This is a genomic window from Kosakonia sp. LAM2021 (assembly GCF_016620385.1).
Classification (GTDB): domain Bacteria; phylum Pseudomonadota; class Gammaproteobacteria; order Enterobacterales; family Enterobacteriaceae; genus Kosakonia; species Kosakonia sacchari.
In genome coordinates, this window is the sequence record NZ_JAENHT010000001.1 from 53,038 (window position 1) to 75,810 (window position 22,773).

The 22,773-nt window shown below is 56.1% G+C and carries 16 protein-coding genes; 12 read left to right on the forward strand and 4 right to left on the reverse strand.

All coding sequences use genetic code 11. The features are described 5' to 3' along the window. The first annotated feature begins 26 nt into the window (after positions 1–26). The 7 genes from hscB to JKP81_RS00290 all read left to right on the forward strand — a co-directional run bounded on the left by hscB (position 27) and on the right by JKP81_RS00290 (position 7,276). Positions 27–542 (forward strand): co-chaperone HscB, encoded by a 516-nt coding sequence (gene hscB, locus JKP81_RS00260; protein ID WP_200550149.1) that lies wholly within the window; start codon positions 27–29, stop codon positions 540–542. 18 nt (positions 543–560) lie between these two features. Then, positions 561–2,411, forward strand: a complete 1,851-nt coding sequence (hscA, locus tag JKP81_RS00265; protein WP_200550151.1) for a Fe-S protein assembly chaperone HscA — start codon at positions 561–563, stop codon at positions 2,409–2,411. Between the two features lies 1 nt (position 2,412). Then, complete coding sequence (gene fdx, locus JKP81_RS00270) at positions 2,413–2,748, forward strand: ISC system 2Fe-2S type ferredoxin (protein WP_039079657.1); 336 nt, start codon at positions 2,413–2,415, stop codon at positions 2,746–2,748. A 1-nt stretch (position 2,749) separates the two neighbouring features. Then, on the forward strand, positions 2,750–2,950 hold the full coding sequence (gene iscX / locus JKP81_RS00275; RefSeq protein ID WP_200550153.1) for a Fe-S cluster assembly protein IscX: 201 nt from the start codon (positions 2,750–2,752) through the stop codon (positions 2,948–2,950). Between the two features lie 60 nt (positions 2,951–3,010). Continuing rightward, positions 3,011–4,297, forward strand: a complete 1,287-nt coding sequence (pepB, locus tag JKP81_RS00280; RefSeq protein WP_200550155.1) for an aminopeptidase PepB — start codon at positions 3,011–3,013, stop codon at positions 4,295–4,297. 46 nt (positions 4,298–4,343) lie between these two features. Beyond that, a complete protein-coding gene (gene sseB / locus JKP81_RS00285) occupies positions 4,344–5,120 on the forward strand; it encodes an enhanced serine sensitivity protein SseB (RefSeq protein ID WP_200550157.1) in 777 nt (258 codons plus the stop codon). Positions 5,121–5,284: 164 nt separating this feature from the next. Next, the gene (locus JKP81_RS00290; RefSeq protein WP_200550159.1) at positions 5,285–7,276 is read left to right on the forward strand and encodes a M48 family metallopeptidase; all 1,992 of its coding nucleotides are present in this window, start codon (positions 5,285–5,287) and stop codon (positions 7,274–7,276) included. Positions 7,277–7,315: 39 nt separating this feature from the next. Here the strand turns inward: JKP81_RS00290 and JKP81_RS00295 are convergent, their stop codons facing one another. The 4 genes from JKP81_RS00295 to JKP81_RS00310 all read right to left on the reverse strand — a co-directional run bounded on the left by JKP81_RS00295 (position 7,316) and on the right by JKP81_RS00310 (position 11,945). Next, positions 7,316–8,086 carry a MurR/RpiR family transcriptional regulator gene (locus JKP81_RS00295; protein WP_200550161.1) on the reverse strand — a complete coding sequence of 257 codons (771 nt, stop codon included), beginning with the start codon at positions 8,084–8,086 and terminating at the stop codon, positions 7,316–7,318. After that, entirely contained in the window at positions 8,087–8,929 is an 843-nt protein-coding gene (gene sseA, locus JKP81_RS00300; RefSeq protein ID WP_200550162.1) for a 3-mercaptopyruvate sulfurtransferase, read from the reverse strand. A 97-nt stretch (positions 8,930–9,026) separates the two neighbouring features. Next, positions 9,027–10,388 (reverse strand): 6-phospho-alpha-glucosidase, encoded by a 1,362-nt coding sequence (locus JKP81_RS00305; protein ID WP_200550163.1) that lies wholly within the window; start codon positions 10,386–10,388, stop codon positions 9,027–9,029. 12 nt (positions 10,389–10,400) lie between these two features. Then, on the reverse strand, positions 10,401–11,945 hold the full coding sequence (locus JKP81_RS00310; protein ID WP_200550164.1) for a PTS transporter subunit EIIC: 1,545 nt from the start codon (positions 11,943–11,945) through the stop codon (positions 10,401–10,403). Between the two features lie 282 nt (positions 11,946–12,227). On the opposite strand from JKP81_RS00310, the gene JKP81_RS00315 reads away from it, so the two are divergent. The 5 genes from JKP81_RS00315 (at position 12,228) to rodZ (ending at position 22,747) form a co-directional block, all read left to right on the forward strand. After that, positions 12,228–17,192 carry an alpha-2-macroglobulin gene (locus JKP81_RS00315; RefSeq protein WP_200550165.1) on the forward strand — a complete coding sequence of 1,655 codons (4,965 nt, stop codon included), beginning with the start codon at positions 12,228–12,230 and terminating at the stop codon, positions 17,190–17,192. A 1-nt stretch (position 17,193) separates the two neighbouring features. After that, entirely contained in the window at positions 17,194–19,518 is a 2,325-nt protein-coding gene (gene pbpC / locus JKP81_RS00320) for a peptidoglycan glycosyltransferase PbpC (RefSeq protein WP_200550171.1), read from the forward strand. Positions 19,519–19,668: 150 nt separating this feature from the next. Further along, complete coding sequence (gene ndk / locus JKP81_RS00325; RefSeq protein ID WP_017458995.1) at positions 19,669–20,100, forward strand: nucleoside-diphosphate kinase; 432 nt, start codon at positions 19,669–19,671, stop codon at positions 20,098–20,100. Between the two features lie 181 nt (positions 20,101–20,281). Beyond that, a complete protein-coding gene (locus JKP81_RS00330; RefSeq protein WP_200550172.1) occupies positions 20,282–21,448 on the forward strand; it encodes a bifunctional tRNA (adenosine(37)-C2)-methyltransferase TrmG/ribosomal RNA large subunit methyltransferase RlmN in 1,167 nt (388 codons plus the stop codon). Positions 21,449–21,739: 291 nt separating this feature from the next. Next, positions 21,740–22,747 (forward strand): cytoskeleton protein RodZ, encoded by a 1,008-nt coding sequence (gene rodZ, locus JKP81_RS00335; RefSeq protein WP_200550173.1) that lies wholly within the window; start codon positions 21,740–21,742, stop codon positions 22,745–22,747. Positions 22,748–22,773 lie beyond the last annotated feature (26 nt).

Sequence of the window (22,773 nt, forward strand, 5' to 3'; positions counted from 1 at the left end):
GTTTCGATTGCACACCCGGAATTGTTATGGATTACTTCACCCTCTTTGGGTTGCCGGCCCACTATCCGCTCGATGTTCAGGCGCTGGCGACACGTTTCCAGGATCTGCAACGTCAGTTCCACCCGGACCGCTTCGCAAACCGCCCGCAGGCGGAACAACTGGCTGCCGTCCAGCAATCCGCTACCATTAACCAGGCATGGCAAACGCTGCGCAACCCGCTAACGCGCGCAGAATATTTGCTGTCGCTGCACGGTTTTGATTTAGCCTCCGAGCAGCACACGGTGCGCGATACCGCCTTCTTAATGGAGCAACTTGAGCTGCGTGAAGAGCTGGACGAGATTGAAAAAGCGCAAGACGCGGCCCGTCTGGAAGCATTTCAACAGCGTGTGAAAGAAATGTATGACGCGCGCCATCGGCAAATGGTGGAGCAATTAGATAGCCAGACGTGGGATGCGGCGGCGGATACCGTGCGTAAACTGCGTTTTCTCGATAAACTGCGCAGCGCAACAGAACAACTCGAAGAAAAACTGCTCGGTTTTTAATTTTTTTGGAAGCACATCATGGCCTTATTACAAATCAGTGAGCCCGGTCTGAGCGCCGCGCCGCACCAGCGTCGTCTGGCGGCGGGTATCGACCTCGGCACCACCAATTCATTGGTTGCCACCGTGCGCAGCGGGCAGGCGGAAACGCTGGCCGACAGCGCCGGACGTCACCTGCTCCCTTCGGTGGTTAACTACCAGGCCGACAGCCACGTTGTCGGTTATGACGCCCGCGCCAACGCCGCGCAAGATTCAGTAAACACCATCAGTTCAGTCAAACGCCTGATGGGGCGCAGCCTGGCCGACATTCAGGCGCGTTACCCACATCTTCCGTGGCAGTTCCAGCCCAGTGAAAATGGTCTGCCAATGATTGCCACACGTGGCGGTCTGGTTAACCCGATTCGCGTCTCTGCGGATATCCTCAAAGCCCTTGCCGCTCGCGCGCAAGAGACGCTTTCCGGCGATCTGGACGGCGTGGTGATCACCGTTCCTGCTTATTTTGATGACGCACAGCGCCAGGGCACTAAAGATGCAGCGCGTCTGGCAGGCTTGCATGTATTGCGCCTGCTGAACGAACCGACTGCTGCTGCTATCGCCTACGGTCTGGACTCCGGTAAAGAAGGCGTGATTGCCGTTTATGACCTGGGCGGCGGCACCTTTGATATCTCTATTTTGCGCCTGAGCCGTGGCGTTTTCGAAGTGCTGGCGACCGGCGGTGATTCCGCGCTCGGCGGCGACGATTTCGACCATCTGCTGGCAGATTACATTTGTGAACAGGCGGAGATTACCGATCGCAGCGACGCGCGCCAACAGCGCGAATTGCTGGATGCGGCGATTGCCGCAAAAATCGCCCTCAGCGATGCCGACAGCGTCACCGTTGATGTGGCGGGCTGGCAGGGCACGATTACACGTGCCCAGTTTGAAGCGTTGATTTCAACGCTGGTCAAACGCACTTTACTCTCTTGTCGTCGCGCGCTGAAAGATGCGGGTGTTGAAGCGCAAGAGGTGCTGGAAGTGGTGATGGTCGGTGGTTCAACGCGCGTGCCGCTGGTGCGCGAACGGGTAGGCGAGTTCTTTGGCCGCACGCCGCTGACGTCGATTGACCCGGATAAAGTGGTGGCGATTGGCGCCGCAATCCAGGCGGATATTCTGGTGGGTAACAAGCCGGACAGCGAAATGCTGCTGCTGGATGTCATTCCGCTCTCCCTGGGGCTGGAAACCATGGGCGGCCTGGTAGAAAAAGTGATCCCGCGTAACACCACTATTCCGGTGGCGCGTGCGCAGGAGTTCACAACTTTCAAAGATGGCCAGACCGCGATGTCAATCCATGTAATGCAGGGCGAGCGTGAGCTGGTGGCAGACTGCCGTTCACTGGCGCGTTTTGCATTGCGCGGGATCCCGGCGATGCCGGCGGGCGGGGCGCATATTCGCGTCACCTTCCAGGTGGATGCTGACGGTCTGCTCAGCGTAACCGCGATGGAAAAATCCACCGGCGTGGAAGCCTCCATTCAGGTGAAACCGTCGTACGGCCTGACCGATGGCGAAATCGCCGACATGATTAAAGACTCCATGAGTTTCGCCGAGCAAGACGTGAAAGCGCGAATGCTGGCGGAGCAGAAAGTGGAAGCCGCGCGCGTGCTGGAAAGCCTTGCCAGCGCGCTTGCCGCTGACGCCGCGCTGTTAAGCGCCGCAGAGCGTGCGGAGATCGACGACGCAGTCGCGCAGTTACGCGCGGTTGCCGACGGCGATGACACCGACGCGATAGAACAAGCCATTAAAAATGTAGATAAACAAACCCAGGAATTCGCCGCACGCCGTATGGATCAATCCGTACGTACCGCGCTGAAAGGCCATTCCGTCGACGAGGTTTAATATGCCTAAAATTGTTTTTCTGCCTCATCAGGATCTCTGTCCGGATGGCGCAGTTCTGGAAGCTAAGAGCGGTGAAACCATTCTTGATGTCGCCCTGCGCGGCGGGATTGAGATTGAGCATGCCTGCGAAAAATCCTGCGCCTGCACCACTTGCCACTGTGTGGTACGTGAAGGTTTTGACTCGTTGCCGGAAAGCAGCGAAGACGAAGACGACATGCTGGATAAAGCGTGGGGTCTGGAGCCAGAAAGCCGCTTAGGCTGCCAGGCGCGTGTGACCGATGAAGATCTGGTGGTTGAAATTCCTCGCTACACCATCAACCACGCGCGGGAGCACTGATATGGGGCTGAAATGGACCGATAGCCGCGAAATCGGCGAGGCGCTGTACGACAGCCGCCCGGACGTGGATCCGAAAAGCGTGCGTTTCACCGATATGCACCAGTGGATTTGCGAGCTGGAAGAATTTGACGATGATCCGAATGCATCGAATGAAAAAATTCTCGAAGCGATTCTGCTAGTCTGGTTAGACGAAGCATCGTAATCATCAAACGGGCTGCCTTCGGGCGGCCCGTTTTTATGAACAGCCATAAGGATAAAAATAATGACAGAAGCTATGAAAATTACGCTGACAACGCAAAGCGCCGATGCGCGCTGGGGTGAAAAAGCCACTTACAGCATCAATAACGACGGTATCGCGCTGCATTTAACCGGGAAAGATGACGTCGGCCTGATCCAACGTGCCGCGCGTAAAATCGACGGCATGGGTATCAAACATGTTGCCCTGAGTGGTGAAGGTTGGGACGCGGATCGCAGCTGGGCGTTCTGGGCCGGTTATAAAGGGCCAAAAGGTACGCGCAAAGTGGAATGGGCGCCGCTTAACGACGCAGAGCAAAAAGAGCTGGATAGCCGCCTGCTGGTGATCGACTGGGTGCGTGACACCATCAACGCCCCGGCGGAAGAGCTGGGGCCGGAGCAACTGGCGCAGCGCGCGGTCGATCTGTTGCACAAAGTCGGTGGCGATAACGTCTCGTATCGCATCACCAAAGGGGAAGATCTGCGCGAGCAGAACTATCTCGGTCTGCATACGGTTGGCCGGGGTTCTGAGCGCCCGCCGGTACTGCTGGCGCTGGACTACAACCCGACCGGTAATCCGGACGCGCCGGTTTATGCCGCGCTGGTGGGCAAAGGCATTACCTTCGATTCCGGCGGTTACAGCATTAAGCCGACTTCCTCAATGGATTCCATGAAATCCGACATGGGCGGCGCTGCGCTGGTGACCGGTGCGATGGCGTTTGCCATTAATCGCGGGCTTGATAAACGCATCAAACTGTACCTGTGCTGTGCGGATAACCTGATTAGCGGCAACGCCTTCAAACTGGGCGATATCATCCGTTATCGTAACGGTAAAACCGTTGAAATCATGAATACCGATGCGGAAGGGCGCCTGGTGCTGGCGGATGGCCTGATTGACGCCTCAGCGCAGAAACCAGAGTTGATTATCGATGCGGCAACGCTGACCGGTGCGGCGAAAACCGCGCTCGGCAATGATTACCACGCGCTGTTCAGCTTTGACGATGCGCTTGCCGGGCGTTTGCTCAGCAGCGCGAGCGCGGAAAACGAGCCGTTCTGGCGCTTGCCGCTGGCCGAGTTCCATCGCAATCAGCTGCCGTCCAACTTCGCAGAACTGAACAACACCGCAGGTGGTTCATTCCCGGCGGGGGCGAGCACGGCGGCCGGTTTCCTGTCGCACTTTGTCGAAAACTACCAGCAGGGCTGGCTGCACATCGACTGCTCAGCAACCTATCGTAAAGCGGCGGTTGAGCAGTGGGCGGCGGGAGCGACTGGCCTTGGCGTACGTACCCTGGCGAATCTGTTAACCGCGAAGTAATCTTTTTTCCTCTCCCGCAAGGGAGAGGAAACTCTCTGGAACCACTATGTCAGAAAGCAAAAACGAATTAGAAACCCTGCTGGAACAGGCCGCAACCGAGCCTGCGTATCGTCCGGCATTTTTCCGCACGCTGCTGGAATCCACGGTTTGGGTGCCAGGCACGGCGGCGGAGGGCGAAGCTATTGTTGAAGACAGCGCGCTTGATTTACAGCACTGGGAAAAAGATGACGGCACCTCCGTGATCCCGTTCTTTACCTCGCTCGAAGCCCTGCAACAGGCGGTGGAAGAGGAGCAGGCGTTCGTGGTGATGCCTGCGCGCACACTGTTTGAAATGACGCTCGGCGAGACGCTGTTTCTCAATGCCAAGTTACCGACCGGCAAAGAGTTCACCCCGCGAGAAATCAGACACCTGGTGGGCGAAGAGGGCAGCCCTCTAAGCCAGCAGGAAGTGCTGGAGGGCGGCACGGCGCTACTGCTTTCCGAAGTGGCTGAACCGCCTGCGCAAATGGTGGATTCGCTGACCACGCTGTTTAAAAGCATCAAAACCGTGAAGCGCGCGTTTCTCTGTTCAATCAAAGAGAAGGCCGATGAGCAGCCCAATCTGCTGATTGGTATCGAAGCCGAAGGTGATATCGAAGAGATTATTCACGCGGCGGGCAGTGTGGCGACCGATACGCTGCCAGGCGATGAACCGGTAGATATTTGCCAGGTCGTTGAAGGTGAGAAAGGCATTAGCCATTTTATGATGGCGCATATTACCCCTTTCTACGAACGACGCTGGGGAAGTTTCCTGCGCGACTTTAAGCAAAATCGCATTATTTAATTATTGGGCGGTATGTTATGTACCGCCTTCTATTATTTAAAAAATTGAATTATTAGCCTTTCATTAATAACGTCACGCAGTTTTCGTCGTAAATTCCATAAATTATGTATTAATCCTATACCTGTGATACGGTGCGTTTTTACGTTTCTTTACGGTTACTTTTTATGGACAAAAAAAGCCTGCTGTACTGCTTCGGCGTACCGTTAATTCTCTTCTTCTACGCCTGCTGGCAGAATATCCGTATTAACGAAGTGGATGTTTACCAGGTCACGCAATATGGTTTTGTTGGCCATAGCGTATTTGCCGATATGTCGCGCCAGATCCTCGCCAAAGCCGGCATGTTGTTTTCTCTGTTGGGCTTGTTTGCCAGTACCAGCGCGGTAATTCTCTGTGTTTTAAGCGTACGGAAAGCCCGTATATCTGCGGAAAAGTTAATTGCCGCGTTTACCCTTTGTCGTAAATTACTGCCATTTATTATGGTTGGCGTAATGGCGTCGATTGGTTTCGCACTGGTCTGCGTGCTGTTATATGAAGTGTGCTGGATCTACACGCTCGGCAGGGCGAGCGCCTTTAATATCAAACTGGTGATATTTGTTTTGCTGATCATTGGTTCGCTGGTATTTATGGTGCTGAAAAGCCTGTTCTTACTAAAACGCTGCTTTGCGCTGTTTGAGCCACAAGATATGCAGGTTCATGGTGCGGCTGTTTCTGAAGCCGATGCGCCGGAACTGTGGCGCTGGGTCAGAGAATTAGCCCAGCGCGGGCAGGCTATTGTGCCGGATAATATTGTTGTCGGTTTATTTGAGGGTTTTTACGTCACCGCAAGCCCGGTACAAATTGAAAATGGCGCGCGGTTAACCGGCAATACGCTCTATTTCCCGCTCAGTTACGCCGCGTTTATGAATAAAGACGAAGTGGCCGCCGTGATTGGCCATGAGCTGGGGCACTTTTCCGGTAATGATACCGTCTACACCCTGCATTTCGCCGGGCTGTATGCCGGTATGGAAAACAGTCTCGACTACTTTTATCGCGATGTGGCGAGCAGCGGCTGGCTTGAGCGGCTGGCGCTCAACCCGACCATTCATCTTGGCCTGTGGTTTTACCGTCAGTTCCATGAAACGGTCAATGGCTGGAGCCGCGTGCGCGAACTGGCGGCGGACACGGCGGGCGCTCGTACCAGCTCGCCACAGGCGCTGGCGGCTTCGCTGCTGCGTTTCTCTGCGCTCAATGAACGTTTTAACGCGCCGATGGAGCTGTTCTTTAACCGCAAACTTGAGACGCACGACCTGGTGCACAGTCTGTTTACTTCGCTGCGTGAGGGCGGGCGTTTTGATGTTGCCGCCTCACTTGAGCAGGAACTGGCGCACCCAACAGACAGCCACCCGCCGACGCGCGTGCGTATTGAGCAACTCAATGTGCCGCTGGATGAAACGCTGCTGGCCCGGGCGTCGCGCCCGGCGGACGAGGCGGATTACCAGTGGATGCGCAGTTTATTTCGCGATGCTTCGGCTTTGTCAGCCGCGTTAACCGCTGGCATGGCGAGCAATGTGGAAGCGCACCATGACGCTTATCAGGCCGAATTAGAGAATCTGGCAGCACACTCCACGGAAAGCGTCGTTGTCTCGCTGCGTAAGAAAAATTTCTGGTTGTTCCTGGTGCTGGCGGTGCTCTGCGTTGCTGGTGCCGGTTTAGTCCTCGCGCTGAGTATCCAGTGGAACGCCACCGCCAACACCTCGATGGAGAAGATAATCTTTGGCCTGGCGGTCGGTGGGCTTATTTTTGGGCTGGCGAGCTGGACGATGCATACCCGCGTGCGTCAACCGCTGTTCACGCTGACTGCGCAAGGCATCGAGAGCTATCAGCTCAGCGCGCCGCTCTTGCTGGCGGAGATTGAAAATATTGATATTCGTAGTGTCAATGAGTGGGTGTTTATCGATCTCTACTGGCGAGAAGGTTATCAGCCGCCGACCTGCACCGTCGGGCGTTTGTTCCGCAGTTTTACGTTTGAGCCGAAGAAGAACAAAGTGGTAATAAGCCTGCCTGGCGGGGTGTTGAAAGGCGCACAGCGTGAAAAAATGTCGATTGAGGAGCTGTATGTCGCGCTCCATGAATACATTCAGGCCGCCTGGGCACGGCGTGAACTGAACCATTCGTAATTCGCGCGTTTACTGATGCTTGCCGCGCTGCGGCAAGCATTATTGCGTCGCTTCCAGCAGCAACAAATCCATCAGCAGGACCAGATTTGACTCGAACGAAGTGATGCCGGCGGCTTCAGCGGCAAAATGAACCGCTTCGTCGTACAGCGCAAAATGGATATCCGCCATCTCCGCGAGCGGGTTTACCGACGCGCGGGTAAACGCCACCACCGTCATACCGACGGTGCGCGCAATACGTGCTTTATCCAGCACTTGTTCCGTTTCACCGCTGCGGGAGACGGCAATAAATACCTGGTAGCGCGCCGCGTTACTGAGAAAGATATTCCGGCTGTCGCCCGGCCCGGAAATAAACGCCGTCTTGCCCAGCACCTGCAATTTCTTGGTCAGGTACTCGGCAAACAGATAGGAAAAACCGGCGCCGTAAAGAAAAAAACTTTCCTGCTCAAGCAGCAGGGCAGCAAATTGCTGCCGTTTTTCCGCGCTCACCCACTGAAACGTACGCTGATAATTCGCCATAAACTGCGCGAAAGCGGCGGGTAGCTCGGCAGGTTCACTGTGCGGCCCGGTAATGTGCGGCGTGTCTGCCAGCCGCTGTTTGCAGTGCCAGATAAACTCACTATAGCCGCTAAAACCGAGCTTCTGGCACAGGCGAATAATGGTGGCGGTGGAGACAAATGTCGCCTGTGCCAGCTCGCGCACCGTGATGTTCCCCACCAGCAACGGGTGTTCCGTCAGATGCGCAAGAACGCGATATTCCGCGCGGGTCAGTGATTCCCCGCGCGTCAACAGTGGTGCCAGTCGGTTGTCCATTTACGCCGTTTCGATGGGTAAATCGTCGCGCGCGCCCCATTCACTCCAGGATCCGTCATACAGGGTCACGTTACTTGCACCAAGCGTTTCCAGTGCAAGGATCACCACCGATGCCGTCACGCCGGAGCCACAGCTGGCGATAATCGGTTTGTTCAGATCCACACCCTGACGGCGGAAAATCGCCGCCAGCTCATCGGTTGTTTTCAGTTCACCTTCAACGACTAAATCGACCCACGGCACATTCAGCGCACCGGGAATATGGCCGCGCTTCAGACCCGCGCGCGGTTCATCCACTTCGCCATTAAAACGTGGAGCAGGGCGGGCATCGACAATTTGCGCCGTGCCTTCGTGGCTTGCCAGCAGCACGTCGGTCAGTTTTTTCACCACGTGCGGGTCGAAATTGGCATTGAAATCGGACTCCGGCAGCGGCACGTCGCCTTTTTGCAGCGGCAGGGCATCGCGCTGCCAGCCTGCCAGCCCACCGGCCAGAATCGAGACATTTTCCACACCGTGATTACGCAGCATCCACCAGGCGCGCGGGGCAGAGAAGAGATTGCCCTCGTCATACACCACCAGATGTTTATCCTGGTTGATGCCCAGTTCGCGCATTGCCACGGCGAACGCTTCCGGGCGCGTCAGCATATGCGGCAGCGGCGTGGTGTGATCGGAAAGGGCTTCGATATCAAAAAAGACCGCACCGGGAAGGTGCCCGGCGCGGTATTCCGCTCTCATGTCGCGATGCTCCTGACCCACTGGCGCCATCCGCGCATCAATCAGCTGGATTTCGGGATCATCGCTGTGCTCTATCAGCCAGTCGGCCGCGACAAAATACGAGGTGGACATGGTTGTCTCCGTGTCATCAACAGTAACCTGAATTGTTAACGTTTTTTCATGACCCGACAAGCCGACTTCGCTAACGCCGCGAGCGACCTCGTTATTTTTATGCTGGTTTGCCGTTTTCCCATGCTTTTTGCAGCGCGGGCCAGTAGTCACGGTTGGCCTCGATCATCTCATTCAGAATTGCTTTCGCATGCTGCATGGTCGGTACGGTGCGGTTGAGGGTAAATGCCTGCAGCGCTTTCTCGTAACTGCCTTCAATGGTGGCTTCCACCAGCAGTTGTTCCGACGACAGTTGCTGCATTAGCAACGTCTGGTGGAACAGCGGCACCGCGCCCATCCGCACCGGTTCCGGCCCTTCACTGGTGATATACGCCGGGACTTCCACCATGGCATCGTAAGGCAGGTTAGCAATCGCCCCTTTATTTTCCACAATCACCAGATGGCGCTGGCGCAGGTCAAAAGCCAGCGAACACGCGACATCAACGATAAACGCGCCGTGTACCCCAACATGGAACGCATCCGGCAGAATACCGGTGCGCTGATACTCCGCCGCAGCGGCAAACAATTTCTTCTCGCGCCCGTCCATCACTTCATTGGCACGGGTGTAATCGGCGTTTTGATGCGCAACAATGTCGTTTGGCATCAGGTAATACTGCAAATAGGGGTTCGGCAAAAATTCCGGGAAGTGATCCATTATCGGCTTAATATTGCGCCAGGTTTTCACCCATGACGGATCGGAATGTTGCGGATCGGTTTGCGCGGCATCTTCAGTCAACAGACCAAAACGGGCCACGTGCTCACGCAGTTCCGGCAGCCGGTCTTCACCATCGACCCGCACTTTGGTAAACCAGCCAAAGTGATTCAGGCCGAAGTAATCCACCTCCAGTTTGTGGCGATCAACGCCGAGGATCGCGCCCATATTGCGCATTGCCGCCACCGGCATATCACAAATATTCAGCACGCGCGCGTTGGGACGCAGGCGGCGCACCCCTTCGGCGACAATCGCTGCCGGGTTGGAGTAGTTAACGATCCAGGCGCTTTTGTCAGCGTAACGTTCCACCAAATCTATCAATTCTACCATCGGCAAAATGGTACGCAGCCCGTAAGCCAATCCGCCAGGGCCGCAGGTTTCCTGACCCACCACGCCGTGGCGCAGCGGGATCTTTTCATCCTGCTCACGCATTTTGTACTGCCCGACGCGCATCTGCGCGAAAACAAAGTGCGCGCCGCGAAACGCCGTTTCTGCATCACTGGTGACGGTGAATTTAATGCTCTGGCTGTGGTCACGGATCACTTTTTCCACCACTGGCGCGATGGTGTTTTGCCGGGCTTCATCGATATCGTAAAGGCGGATTTCCGCCAGCGGAAAATCTTCCAGTCTCACCATCAGACTTTTGACGATGCCCGGCGTATAGGTGCTGCCGCCACCAGCGATCGATAAAATAAACGGGGGTTTAATCATTTCTGGACTCCTTTAGAGAAACATCTCAACCGCTTCTCGCATTTTTTTGACATGCAGCCCGTAGACCACCTGAACGTTATTACCTTGTTTGATAACGCCTTTTGCGCCTGTCGCTTTCAACTGCGGCTCATTAATCATCGCCGTGTCTTTTACCGTTACGCGCAGACGGGTGTAGCAGTTATCCACCACTTCAATATTGGCGCGCCCGCCCAGGCCTTCGATAATCGCTTCGCCAACCGCGTCGTTATTGCCTTTGGCCTGGTAATCCTGCTTGTTGTAAAGGCGTGTCTCTTCGCTGTCATCCTCACGCCCTGGCGTTTTCATATCGAAGCGCAAAATCAGGAAGCGGAAGATAACGAAGTAGAGGGCGAACATGATGAACCCGACGAGGATGTACATCGGCCAGTTGGATTTTTCGGTGCCGAGCGGCAGGTTGTAGAGAATGAAATCGATAATGCCGTTCGCGCCGATGGCATGAACGCCGAACAGAGAAAACAGCATCATGCCAATGCCGGTCAGCACGGCGTGGACCACAAACAGTAGCGGCGCGACAAATAGAAACGAGAACTCAATCGGTTCGGTCACGCCCACCAGCAACGAGGTGAGCGCGGCGGGGATCAAAATGGCTTTTGCTGCGGCTTTGCGTTCCGGTTTCGCGGTGACATACATCGCCAGCGCGGCAGCGGGCAGGCCGAACATTTTACTGATGCCGCGGGCATCCCACACCGCCGTGCTACTTAATTGTGTGACGCTCGGGCAGGCCATTTCTGCGAAGTAGATATTGCGTGCGCCCTGATAGGTGCTGCCGCAGACATCTGCCGTACCGCCTAACTCGGTATAGAGGAACGGGGTGTAAACCAGGTGATGCAGCCCGGTCGGTACCAGAATGCGCTCCAGAAAACCGTACACCGCGACGCCGAATGGCCCGGCACCTTTAATCGCCAGCGCCAGCGCACTGATACCGTGCTGAGCAAAGGGCCATAACTCACTCATCACCACACCGAGCACGATGGACACCGGCAGCATAATAATGGCGACAAAACAGTGGCCGGAATAAATCGCCATCGCGCCGGAAAACTGTACGCCGGAATATTTATCGTACAGATAGCCCGACAGCGCGCCAGTGAGGATCCCGGCGAAGACGCCCATCTCCAGCACCTGCACGCCCAGCACCATGCTCTGCCCGGCTGCTTTCATCTGCGCGGCCGGGGCCAGCGCACCCTGCATCTGCAGAGTGACATTCATGGCGTTGATGAAAACAATAAACGTCACCAGACCAATTAACGCGGCATAACCTTTATCCCGCGAAGCCAGCCCGACCGGGATGCCGACAGCAAACACCAGTGCCAGGTTAGCCAGCACCGAAACGGCGGATTTGGCAATTAACTGGCCGACGTTTTGAATAAACGGATGACCGAGGAAAGGCAAATATTCGGCCAGGTTGCCGTTGCCAAAGATATTTCCGAAGGCAATAAACAAACCGACGATGGGCAAAATGAGCACCGGACCAAAGAGGGACTTACCAAAATTTTGTAGGGCATTCACGGCTCTGGACATAATGTTCTCTCTTATTAGAACCGCGCACAAAGGTGCACAGACCGCTTAACGTTAGCAGCCAGTAATATGAAATATCCAGCTATCTTATTGTTTTAAAAACAAATGACTCATAACGTAACATGTTACATTACGGGCTGTGATCGGGTTAACAGCAAGGGTGAAGAACGTTAACTGCGCTTTGCGAGGCGCTTTCCAGAATTCATCGGCGGTTTTGTAATTGTCACGGTTGCGCATAATAATGTGTGAGCCTCTTTCAACAGGTTACTTAACCAGGGATAACGAATGAAACCGCTACGTCTTGCGGCGCTGACTCTTGCGCTCGTCACCACCTTTACGCTCGCGGGCTGCGATGATAACGATAAGCCTAAGGCCGCCAGCGCACCCGAATCGAAGGCTGCGCCTGCACCAGAGCAAAAAACACCGGCGGCTATCCCGCAGGATAAAGCAAAGCTTGCTGAGCTTGCCGCACGCAGCGAAGGCAAACCGTTAACCCTGCTGGATGCCTCCGAAGTGCAGCTGGACGGCGCGGCAACGTTGGTGCTGACCTTCTCGGTGCCACTGGAGCCAGACCAGAACTTTGCTTCTGCCGTGCATCTGGTGGATAAAAAAAGCGGCAAAGTGGATGGTGCCTGGGAACTGGCGCCAAACCTGAAAGAGCTGCGCCTGCGCCATCTCGAACCTAACCGCGAGCTGCTGGTATCGGTCGATAAAGGGCTGCTGGCGCTGAACAAGGCTACGTTCGGTAGCGATTACGAAAAAACCATCACCACCCGCGATGTGCAACCGAGCGTCGGTTTCGCCAGCCGTGGTTCGCTGCTGCCTGGAAAAGTGGTGGACGGGCTGCCGGTGATGGCGCTGAACGTGGACAACGTTGACGTCAATTTTTACCGCGTAAAACCGGAATCGCTGGCCGCGTTTATCAGCCAGTGGGAGTACCGCAGTTCGCTGTCGAACTGGGAATCTGAAACGCTATTGAAAATGGCCGACCTGGTTTATACCGGCCGTTTTGATCTCAATCCCACCCGCAACACGCGTGAAAAACTGCTGTTGCCACTTGGCGGTATCCAGCCGCTACAGCAAACCGGCGTTTACATCGCGGTGATGAACCAGGCCGGGCATTACAACTACAGCAATGCCGCCACCTTGTTCACCCTCAGTAACATTGGCCTTTCTGCGCACCGTTACCACAACCGGCTGGATATTTTCACTCAGGGGCTGGAAAACGGCGCTGCGCTCGCCGGCATTGAAGTGATGCTGCTGAACGAGAAAGGGCAAACCCTCGCACAGGCCACCAGCGATAGCGACGGTCATGCCACGCTCAACACCGATAAAGAAGCGGCGTTGATCCTCGCGCGCAAAGCCGGTGAAACCACGCTGCTGGATCTGAAATTACCGGCGCTGGATCTCGCCGAGTTCGCCATCGCAGGCGATCCTGGCTACAGCAAACAGTTCTTTATGTTTGGCCCGCGCGATCTCTACCGCCCTGGCGAAACGGTGATCCTTAATGGTCTGTTGCGCGACGGCGACGGCAAGCCGCTGGCAGCGCAGCCGGTAAAACTCGAAGTGGTAAAACCGGACGGGCAGGTGATTCGTACGGTGGTCAGCCAGCCGCAAAACGGGCTGTATCAGTTTACATACCTGCTGGAAGCCAGCGCGCAAACCGGCATGTGGCACATCCGTGCAAACACCGGGGATAATCTTTCTCGTGAATGGAGTTTTCACGTTGAAGATTTTATGCCAGAGCGTATGGCGCTGAATATTACGCCGCAACCAGAGCCTGTTGAGCCTGCCGCAGACGTGGTGTTTAACATTGACGGCCACTATCTGTATGGCGCGCCCGCCAGCGGTAACAGCCTGCAAGGCCAGCTGTTCCTGCGCCCGCTGCGCGAAGCCGTTCCCGCGCTACCGGGCTTCCAGTTTGGCGATATTGCCGAAGAGAACCTAAGCCGCAGCCTGGATGAAGTGCATCTGACTCTGGATAAACAAGGGCAAGGCGAAATCACCACGCCGAGCCAGTGGCAGGATTCGCACTCGCCGTTGCAGGTGATTTTACAAGCCAGCCTCCTGGAGTCAGGCGGTCGCCCGGTGACACGCCGCGCAGAACAGGCCATCTGGCCCGCGCAAGCGCTGCCGGGTATTCGTCCGCAGTTCGCCTCTAAAGCGGTGTATGACTATCGCACTGACACTACCGTGAACCAGCCGATTGTTGATGAGGGCAGCAATGCCGCTTTTGACATTGTCTATACCGATGCCAGTGGTGCGAAAAAAGCGGTCAGTGATTTGCAGGTGCGCTTGATTCGTGAACGCCGGGATTACTTCTGGAACTGGTCGGAAAGCGAAGGCTGGCAATCACAGTTTGATCAGAAAGATCTGGTCGAAGGCGAACAAAGCCTGACGCTCAAAGCAGATGAAACCGGAAAAGTCAGTTTCCCGGTGGACTGGGGTTCCTACCGCCTGGAAGTGAAAGGGCCGGATGACACCATCAGTAGCGTGCGCTTCTGGGCCGGTTACAGCTGGCAGGACAACACCGATGGCGCGGGTGCGGCAAGGCCGGATCGCGTTACCATGAAACTGGATAAACCGGCCTACAAACCGGGCGATACCATCAAATTGCACGTCACCGCCCCTGCCGCAGGAAAAGGCTACGCGATGATCGAATCCAGCGAAGGGCCGCTGTGGTGGAAAGAGATCGATGTACCGGCAGAGGGCGTTGATCTGAGTATTCCGGTCGATCAGAAATGGCAGCGCCACGATCTCTACATCAGCACGCTGGTGGTGCGCCCCGGCGATAAATCGAAATCCGCCACGCCAAAACGCGCGGTAGGTTTACTGCATTTACCGATGGGCGATGAGAACCGTCGCCTTGACGTGACGCTCGACGCGCCGCAGAAAATGCGCCCTAACCAACCGCTGACGGTGAAAGTCAAAGCAGCGGTTAAAAACGGTGCCACGCCAAAACAGATCAACGTGCTGCTTTCTGCCGTGGACAGCGGTGTGCTGAACATTACCGATTATGTGACGCCGGATCCGTGGCAGGGCTTTTTCGGCCAGAAACGCTACGGTGCGGATATTTACGATATTTACGGTCAGGTGATTGAAGGGCAGGGACGCCTGGCGGCGTTGCGCTTTGGCGGCGATGGCGACGAGCTTAACCGCGGCGGCAAACCGCCGGTCAACCATGTCACCATTATTGCTCAGCAGGCACAGCCGGTAACGCTTGATGAAAATGGCGAAGGTACGGTGAGCTTGCCGATTGGCGATTTCAACGGCGAGTTGCGCATAATGGCTCAAGCCTGGACGGCGGAAGACTTTGGTAGCACCGAAAGCAAAGTGATTGTTGCAGCGCCGGTGATAGCGGATCTCAATACGCCCCGTTTCCTTGGCAGTGGCGATACTTCTCGCCTGACGCTGGATCTGACTAACCTGACCGATCAACCGCAAACGCTCACTGTCGCGCTGGCGGCGAGCGGCCTGCTGGCACTGGAAAGCGGTCAACCGGAACCGGTTAAGCTCGCTGCCGGCGAGCGCACCACGCTGTTTATTCCGGTGCGTGCGCTGGAGGGCTTTGGCGATGGTGAGATTAGTGCGCAAATCAGCGGCCTGGCCTTACCGGGTGAAACGTTCGCACCGCAGCAAAAACAGTGGACAATCGGTGTACGTCCCCCGTTCGCGGCACAGACGGTCAATAGCGGTGTGATGCTCAATCCAGGTGAGAGCTGGCATACGCCCGGGCAGCATCTTGCCAATATTTCGCCTGTGACCTTGCAAGGTCGCTTACTGCTTAGCGGCAAGCCGCCGCTGAATCTGGCGCGCTATATCGAAGAGCTGCGTGCTTATCCGTACGGCTGTCTTGAACAGACCACCAGCGGGTTGTTCCCGTCGCTTTATACCAACGCCGCGCAGTTGAAAGCGCTGGGTATCAAAGGCGACAGTGATGAGCAGCGCCGCGCGGCGGTGGATTTGGGTATCTCTCGGCTGCTGCAGATGCAACGCGAAGATGGCGGTTTCGCGCTGTGGGACAAGAGCGGGCCGGAAGAGTACTGGTTGACGGCCTACGTCACCGACTTCCTGGTCAGCGCGTCTGCGCAAGGGTATAGCGTGCCTATGGATGCGCTGAATAACGCCAATAACCGCTTACTGCGCTATTTGCAGGATCCGGCGGCTATGTCTATTCGCTATACCGATGACGCGCCGGCAACCAGGTTCGCCGTACAAAGCTATGCCGGTCTGGTGCTGGCGCGCCAGCAGAAAGCGCCGTTAGGCGCACTGCGTGAAATCTGGCAACGTCATGAGCAGGCCAAAGCGGCGCTGCCGCTGATGCAACTGGGTGTGGCGCTGAAACTGATGGGTGATGCGCAGCGCAGCGAACAAGCGTTAGCGCTGGGGCTGAAAACGTCTCGCTTGCAGTCCGGGCACTGGCTGGCGGATTACGGCAGCGAACTGCGTGATAACGCATTGATCCTGGCGCTGCTGGAAGAGAACAACCTGCTGCCACAGGAGCAGCCGCGTCTCCTGGCGACGCTCGCCGAGCAGGCCTACGGCCAGCGCTGGTTGTCGACACAGGAGAGCAACGCGCTGTTTATGGCCGGGCGTAATCTGCAAAACGCCACTGGCGCCTGGCAGGCACAAACCTCTCTGGATGCAGCAGGGCTCGGTGGCGATCGTCCGCAAAGCCGCAATCTCAGTGCCGATCAACTGGGGGCATTGCAGGTCACCAATAGCGGCAACACACCGCTGTGGTTGCGTCTCGATAGTACCGGTTATCCGGAACAGGCACCTGCGCCGTCCGGGAAGGTATTAAAAATTGAGCGTACGTTCCTGGGAACCGATGGTCGCAGTAAGTCGCTTTCGTCACTGAAAAGCGGTGAACTGGTGCTGGTGCGTCTCGATGTGAATGCCAGCCAGAACGTACCGGACGCGCTGGTGGTTGATTTACTGCCCGCCGGGCTGGAACTGGAAAACCAGAACCTCGCCGATAGCAGCGCCAGTCTGCAAGATAGCGGCAGTGAAGTGCAGGATCTGCTTAATCGCATGCAACAAGTGGATATCCAGCATATGGAGTTTCGTGATGACCGATTTGTTGCTGCGGTGCCGGTAAGCGCAGGGGAGTGGGTCACGCTGGTTTACCTTGCGCGCGCGGTCACACCGGGCACTTACCAGATTCCTGCTCCGCAGGTGGAGTCAATGTATGTTCCGCAGTGGCGGGCGACAGGTGCGACCAGTGGTCCGCTGATTATCGTACCGTAACGTGAGGATCGTACGTCTGATACGCACCCGCTGGCGCTGGCTGGTGGGTGTTCCGCTACTGTTGGTGTTGGGCGTTATGGCTGCAGACAAGATCTGGCCGCTGCCGCTTAGCGAGGTTGATCCGGCGCGGGTGGTTGTGGCCGAAGACGGTACGCCGCTGTGGCGCTTTGCCGATGCCGACGGTATCTGGCGCTATCCGGTTACTATCGAAGAGGTATCGCCCCACTATCTACAGGCGCTTATCCAGTATGAAGATCGCTGGTTCTGGGCTCATCCTGGGGTTAATCCCCTGTCGATTGCGCGCGCCGCCTGGCAGGATTTGCGTTCCGGCCATGTCGTTTCCGGCGGCAGCACGCTGACAATGCAGGTAGCCCGCCTGCTCGATCCGCATCCGCGTACTTTCGGCGGCAAGGTGCGTCAGCTATGGCGAGCGCTGCAACTGGAGTGGCACCTCTCAAAACGTGAAATACTCACCCTTTATCTGAACCGCGCACCGTTTGGCGGCACGCTGCAAGGCGTGGGTGCTGCGAGTTGGGCTTATTTAGGTAAACCGCCGGCGAAACTCAGCTATTCCGAAGCGGCGCTGTTAGCGGTTCTGCCGCAGGCACCCAGCCGCTTACGTCCGGATCGCTGGCCGCAACGTGCGCAGGCCGCGCGCGACAAAGTCCTGGAGCGCATGGTGTCGCAAAAGGTGTGGTCGGCAACGCAGGTGGCGGAGTCACGCGAAGAACCTGTCTGGCTGGCTCCGCGTCAGATGCCGCAACTGGCACCGCTCTTTGCCCGACGGATGCTTGGTGAAAGCAAGGCGCTGAAAATCACCACCACGCTGAATGCCAGCCTGCAACGTCAGCTTGAAGATCTGGCGTTAAATGTGAAAAGCCGCCTGCCAGCGCGCAGCTCGCTGGCGATAATCGTCGTTGATCACACAGATATGAAAGTGCGCGGTTGGGTTGGTTCCGTGGATATCAATGACGACAGCCGTTTCAGCCATGTGGATATGGTCAGCGCCGTTCGTTCCCCGGGCTCGGTGTTAAAACCCTTTATCTATGGGCTCGCGCTGGATGAGGGGCTGATTCACCCGGCTTCGCTATTACAGGATGTGCCGCGCCGGGTGGGCGATTATCGACCCGGTAATTTTGACAGTGGTTTCCATGGCCCGGTAAGCATGAATGAAGCGCTGGTACGCTCTCTTAATTTACCGGCGGTGCAGGTGCTGGAAGCCTACGGGCCGAAAAAATTTGCCGGAAATCTGCGTAACGTTGGTTTGCCGCTGATTTTGCCGACGGGAGCGGAACCCAATTTGTCGCTGATCCTTGGCGGTGCGGGTGCGCGGCTGGAAGATATTGCGGCCGCGTACACCGCGTTTGCCCGTGAGGGGAAAGCGGGAAGCCTGCGTCTGACACCCGATGCCCCGCTGATGGAGCGGCGGTTGATGTCTCCGGGCGCGGCATGGATTATTCGCCGCATTCTCGCCGGAGAAGCACAACCGGTGCCCGACGAAGCGTTGCCGCAGGTGGTGCCGCTGGCGTGGAAAACCGGGACCAGTTATGGCTATCGCGACGCCTGGGCGATAGGGATTAATGCCCGCTACGTGATAGGCATCTGGACGGGGCGACCTGATGGTACGCCCGTGGCCGGGCAATTCGGTTTTGCCAGCGCGGTGCCGTTACTTAACCAGGTCAATAACCTGTTGCAGCCGCGCTCAGCGCTTGAACAGGCGAGACTGCCGCGCGACCCGCGCCCGCAAACGGTCAGCAGCGGCGTCATCTGCTGGCCGGGCGGGCAAAGCTTACCGTCTGGCGACAGCAATTGTCGCCGCCGACTCACCACCTGGTTGTTGGACGGTAGCCAGCCGCCGACGCTGTTATTGCCGGAGCAGGAAAGTGGTCACGGGATCAATTTCCCGCTCTGGCTGAATAAAGAGGGGCGAAGGGTTGCCGCAGATTGCCCGGACGCGCAGCAGAAAACTTTGATCGCCTGGCCGTTACCGCTGGAGCCGTGGTTGCCAGCCGGTGAACGGCGCGCTGCCCGGTTACCGGTGTCTGATAAAAGTTGCCCACCTCGTGACGATAACGCACCGCCGCCACTGTTATTAAGCGGCGTGCGTGAAGGTGCGGTTATCAAACGCATCCCCGGACAGGCGTTTGCCTTGCTGCCGCTACAAAGCAGCGGCGGCGAAGGCAGTCGCTGGTGGTTTTTGAATGGTGAACCGTTAGCCTCGCATAACAACTTATTGAGCCTGAAACTTGATAAAAGCGGGGAGTATCAGTTATTGGTTATGGATGACGCAGGGCAAATAGCGACAGTGCAGTTTGCGGTGCAATAACCAATGAAATGGCGCTGTTGGCGGGGAGTGTTGCTAAAAATAGTCTCATTTTAAAAAAATGTTACCTTCATCCATAGGCAACGCCCGTATTGCTCTTTATAATCCGCGCCACACCTATTCAGGGCAACAGAACAACTTACAGAGGTAAACATGGCTATTGAACGTACTTTTTCCATCATTAAACCGAACGCGGTGGCAAAAAACGTTATTGGCAGCATCTTCTCTCGCTTTGAAGCGGCAGGGTTCAAGATTGTCGGCACCAAAATGCTGCACCTGACCGTTGAGCAGGCGCGCGGTTTCTATGCCGAGCACGAAGGTCGCCCGTTCTTTGACGGTCTGGTTGAGTTCATGACGTCCGGCCCGATCGTGGTTTCCGTACTGGAAGGCGAAAACGCGGTGCAGCGTCACCGTGACCTGCTGGGCGCAACCAACCCGGCTAACGCGCTGGCAGGCACGCTGCGTGCTGATTACGCAGACAGCTTCACCGAGAACGGCACCCACGGTTCTGACTCCGTTGAATCCGCAGCGCGTGAAATCGCCTACTTCTTCGCCGAAGGCGAAGTGTGCCCGCGCACTCGTTAATCACACGTTAAACGTGTAACGAGGTTTACACTTTAATTTGTGAAAAGCCGCGTGCAAACGTGGTATCTGTGCGTCAGAATTTGTACAATGCTGCGCCCCAGGATGAGCCGATGCTTTCCTGGGGCGCTTCTTTTTAACCCTCCACGGGCCACAACGTGTAATAACGAGGCCGGAATACATTATGACTGAACAAATTGTCATGCCTGAGAACGACGCTCTCACGGTGCCAAACAAAGATGCAAAAATTAACCTGCTGGATTTAAACCGTCAGCAGATGCGTGAATTTTTCAAAAATTTAGGCGAAAAACCCTTCCGCGCCGATCAGGTGATGAAGTGGATGTACCACTATTGCAGCGACGACTTTGATGAGATGACCGACATCAACAAAGTGCTGCGCAACAAATTAAAAGACGTCGCCGAAATTCGCGCACCGGAAGTGGTGGAAGAACAACGCTCCTCCGACGGCACCATTAAGTGGGCGATTGCCGTGGGCGATCAGCGCGTAGAAACCGTCTACATCCCGGAAGACGATCGTGCGACGTTGTGCGTTTCTTCCCAGGTAGGTTGTGCGCTGGAGTGTAAGTTCTGCTCCACGGCTCAGCAGGGTTTTAACCGTAACCTGCGCGTGTCGGAAATTATCGGCCAGGTATGGCGCGCGGCGAAAATTATCGGCGCGGCGAAAGTCACCGGTAGCCGTCCGATCACCAACGTGGTGATGATGGGCATGGGCGAGCCGCTGCTCAACCTGACCAACGTCGTTCCGGCGATGGAGATTATGCTGGATGATTTCGGCTTTGGTCTCTCCAAACGCCGCGTAACGCTCTCCACCTCTGGCGTGGTTCCGGCGCTGGATAAACTTGGCGATATGATTGACGTTGCGCTGGCTATCTCTCTGCATGCGCCAAATGACGAAATTCGCGATGAAATTGTACCGATCAACAAAAAGTACAACATCGAAACTTTCCTCGCCGCCGTACGCCGTTATCTGGAAAAATCCAACGCGAACCAGGGTCGCGTAACCATTGAGTACGTGATGTTGGATCACGTCAACGATGGCACTGAACATGCGCACCAGTTGGCGGAGTTGCTGAAAGATACACCGTGCAAGATCAACCTGATCCCATGGAACCCGTTCCCGGGCGCGCCGTATGGCCGCAGCTCTAACAGCCGTATCGATCGCTTCTGTAAGGTACTGATGAGTTATGGTTTCACCACCATCGTGCGTAAAACGCGTGGCGATGATATTGATGCCGCGTGTGGTCAGTTGGCGGGCGATGTGATCGACCGTACTAAACGTACGATGCGTAAGCGTATGCAGGGCGAGCCTATTGAGATCAAGGCACTATAATCATAAGTTGCAGCGCGAAGAATATGCTGCATTTTGTGAAAATGTCGACTATTTGGCCTGTACACATACAGGCCATTAATAATTACGGTGCGTTTCTCCTTACTTTAAGGCAGTATGTAGTGATGGAACAACGGCTTAGCAAAAAGTGCTGAACGCTGTTCTGTTATGACGAGCCTGACAGTCCTATACTGTGGGCCAGGTTTAACCGACCCGGTTTTTTCGCGGCGCGTGTAGGCATTGCGGTTATGCGCGCCTGAATGTTTAATTTTCACGTACCAGTAGTTGTAGCGAATGAATACTGAAGCCACTCACGACCAAAATGAAGCACAAACCACTGGCGTACGTCTGCGCAACGCCCGTGAACAACTTGGACTCAGCCAGCAAGCGGTTGCAGAGCGCTTGTGCCTGAAGGTTTCCACGGTACGCGATATCGAAGAGGACAGGTCGCCCGCCGATCTGGCTTCGACTTTTGTACGCGGTTACATCCGCTCCTATGCCCGCCTGGTGCACATTCCTGAAGAAGAGCTGCTGCCGATTCTTGAAAAACAAGCGCCGGTCAGAGCGGCAAAAGTTGCGCCAATGCAGACTTTTGCTTTAGGCAAGCCGCGCAAAAAACGCGGTGGCTGGATGATGAGTTTCATCACCTGGCTGGTGTTTCTGGTCGCCATCGGTCTGACGGGCGCATGGTGGTGGGATAACCACAAAGCGCAGCAGCAAGAGATCACCAACATGGCGGATCAATCTTCTGCGGAACTGAACGCAAGCAACAGCAACGCGCAAAGCGTACCGCTGAATAACGACACCGCTGCAGCAGACCCGGTTGATAATTCCGGTACGCCTGTTGAAGCGCCAGCCCCGTCGTCGACGGCACAAACGCCAGCCGCCAGCGCGCCGCAAACATCTGCTACTACCGCAAATCAGAACACCGTTGTTGCACCGTCGCAGGCAAATGTCGACACCATGCAGCAGCCTGCCGCTCCAGCGAATACTGCACAGCTCCCGACCAGCCAGGCCGGTGTCGCAGGTGCGCAAGCGGATACTAACGCACTGGTGATGAACTTTACTGCCGACTGCTGGCTGGAAGTGAGCGATGCCACCGGGAAGAAATTGTTCAGCGGCTTGCAACGTAAAGACGCCACGCTCAATTTAACCGGCCAGGCGCCATATAAGCTGAAAATTGGCGCGCCGTCAGCCGTTCAGATTCAGTATCAGGGTAAACCTGTCGATCTGAGCCGTTTTATCAGAACTAACCAGGTTGCGCGTCTGACCCTCAATGCCGAACAATCAGCAGCACAGTAACAGACGGGCAACGCGGGAGATTTTTC

Excerpts from the sequence above, each read along its gene's own strand:
- hscB (WP_200550149.1), top strand. The coding sequence starts at position 27 with ATGGATTACTTCACCCTCTTTGGGTTGCCGGCCCACTATCCGCTCGAT.
- hscA (WP_200550151.1), top strand. The coding sequence starts at position 561 with ATGGCCTTATTACAAATCAGTGAGCCCGGTCTGAGCGCCGCGCCGCAC.
- fdx (WP_039079657.1), top strand. The coding sequence starts at position 2,413 with ATGCCTAAAATTGTTTTTCTGCCTCATCAGGATCTCTGTCCGGATGGC.
- iscX (WP_200550153.1), top strand. The coding sequence starts at position 2,750 with ATGGGGCTGAAATGGACCGATAGCCGCGAAATCGGCGAGGCGCTGTAC.
- pepB (WP_200550155.1), top strand. The coding sequence starts at position 3,011 with ATGACAGAAGCTATGAAAATTACGCTGACAACGCAAAGCGCCGATGCG.
- sseB (WP_200550157.1), top strand. The coding sequence starts at position 4,344 with ATGTCAGAAAGCAAAAACGAATTAGAAACCCTGCTGGAACAGGCCGCA.
- JKP81_RS00290 (WP_200550159.1), top strand. The coding sequence starts at position 5,285 with ATGGACAAAAAAAGCCTGCTGTACTGCTTCGGCGTACCGTTAATTCTC.
- JKP81_RS00295 (WP_200550161.1), bottom strand. The coding sequence starts at position 8,086 with ATGGACAACCGACTGGCACCACTGTTGACGCGCGGGGAATCACTGACC.
- sseA (WP_200550162.1), bottom strand. The coding sequence starts at position 8,929 with ATGTCCACCTCGTATTTTGTCGCGGCCGACTGGCTGATAGAGCACAGC.
- JKP81_RS00305 (WP_200550163.1), bottom strand. The coding sequence starts at position 10,388 with ATGATTAAACCCCCGTTTATTTTATCGATCGCTGGTGGCGGCAGCACC.
- JKP81_RS00310 (WP_200550164.1), bottom strand. The coding sequence starts at position 11,945 with ATGTCCAGAGCCGTGAATGCCCTACAAAATTTTGGTAAGTCCCTCTTT.
- JKP81_RS00315 (WP_200550165.1), top strand. The coding sequence starts at position 12,228 with ATGAAACCGCTACGTCTTGCGGCGCTGACTCTTGCGCTCGTCACCACC.
- ndk (WP_017458995.1), top strand. The coding sequence starts at position 19,669 with ATGGCTATTGAACGTACTTTTTCCATCATTAAACCGAACGCGGTGGCA.
- JKP81_RS00330 (WP_200550172.1), top strand. The coding sequence starts at position 20,282 with ATGACTGAACAAATTGTCATGCCTGAGAACGACGCTCTCACGGTGCCA.
- rodZ (WP_200550173.1), top strand. The coding sequence starts at position 21,740 with ATGAATACTGAAGCCACTCACGACCAAAATGAAGCACAAACCACTGGC.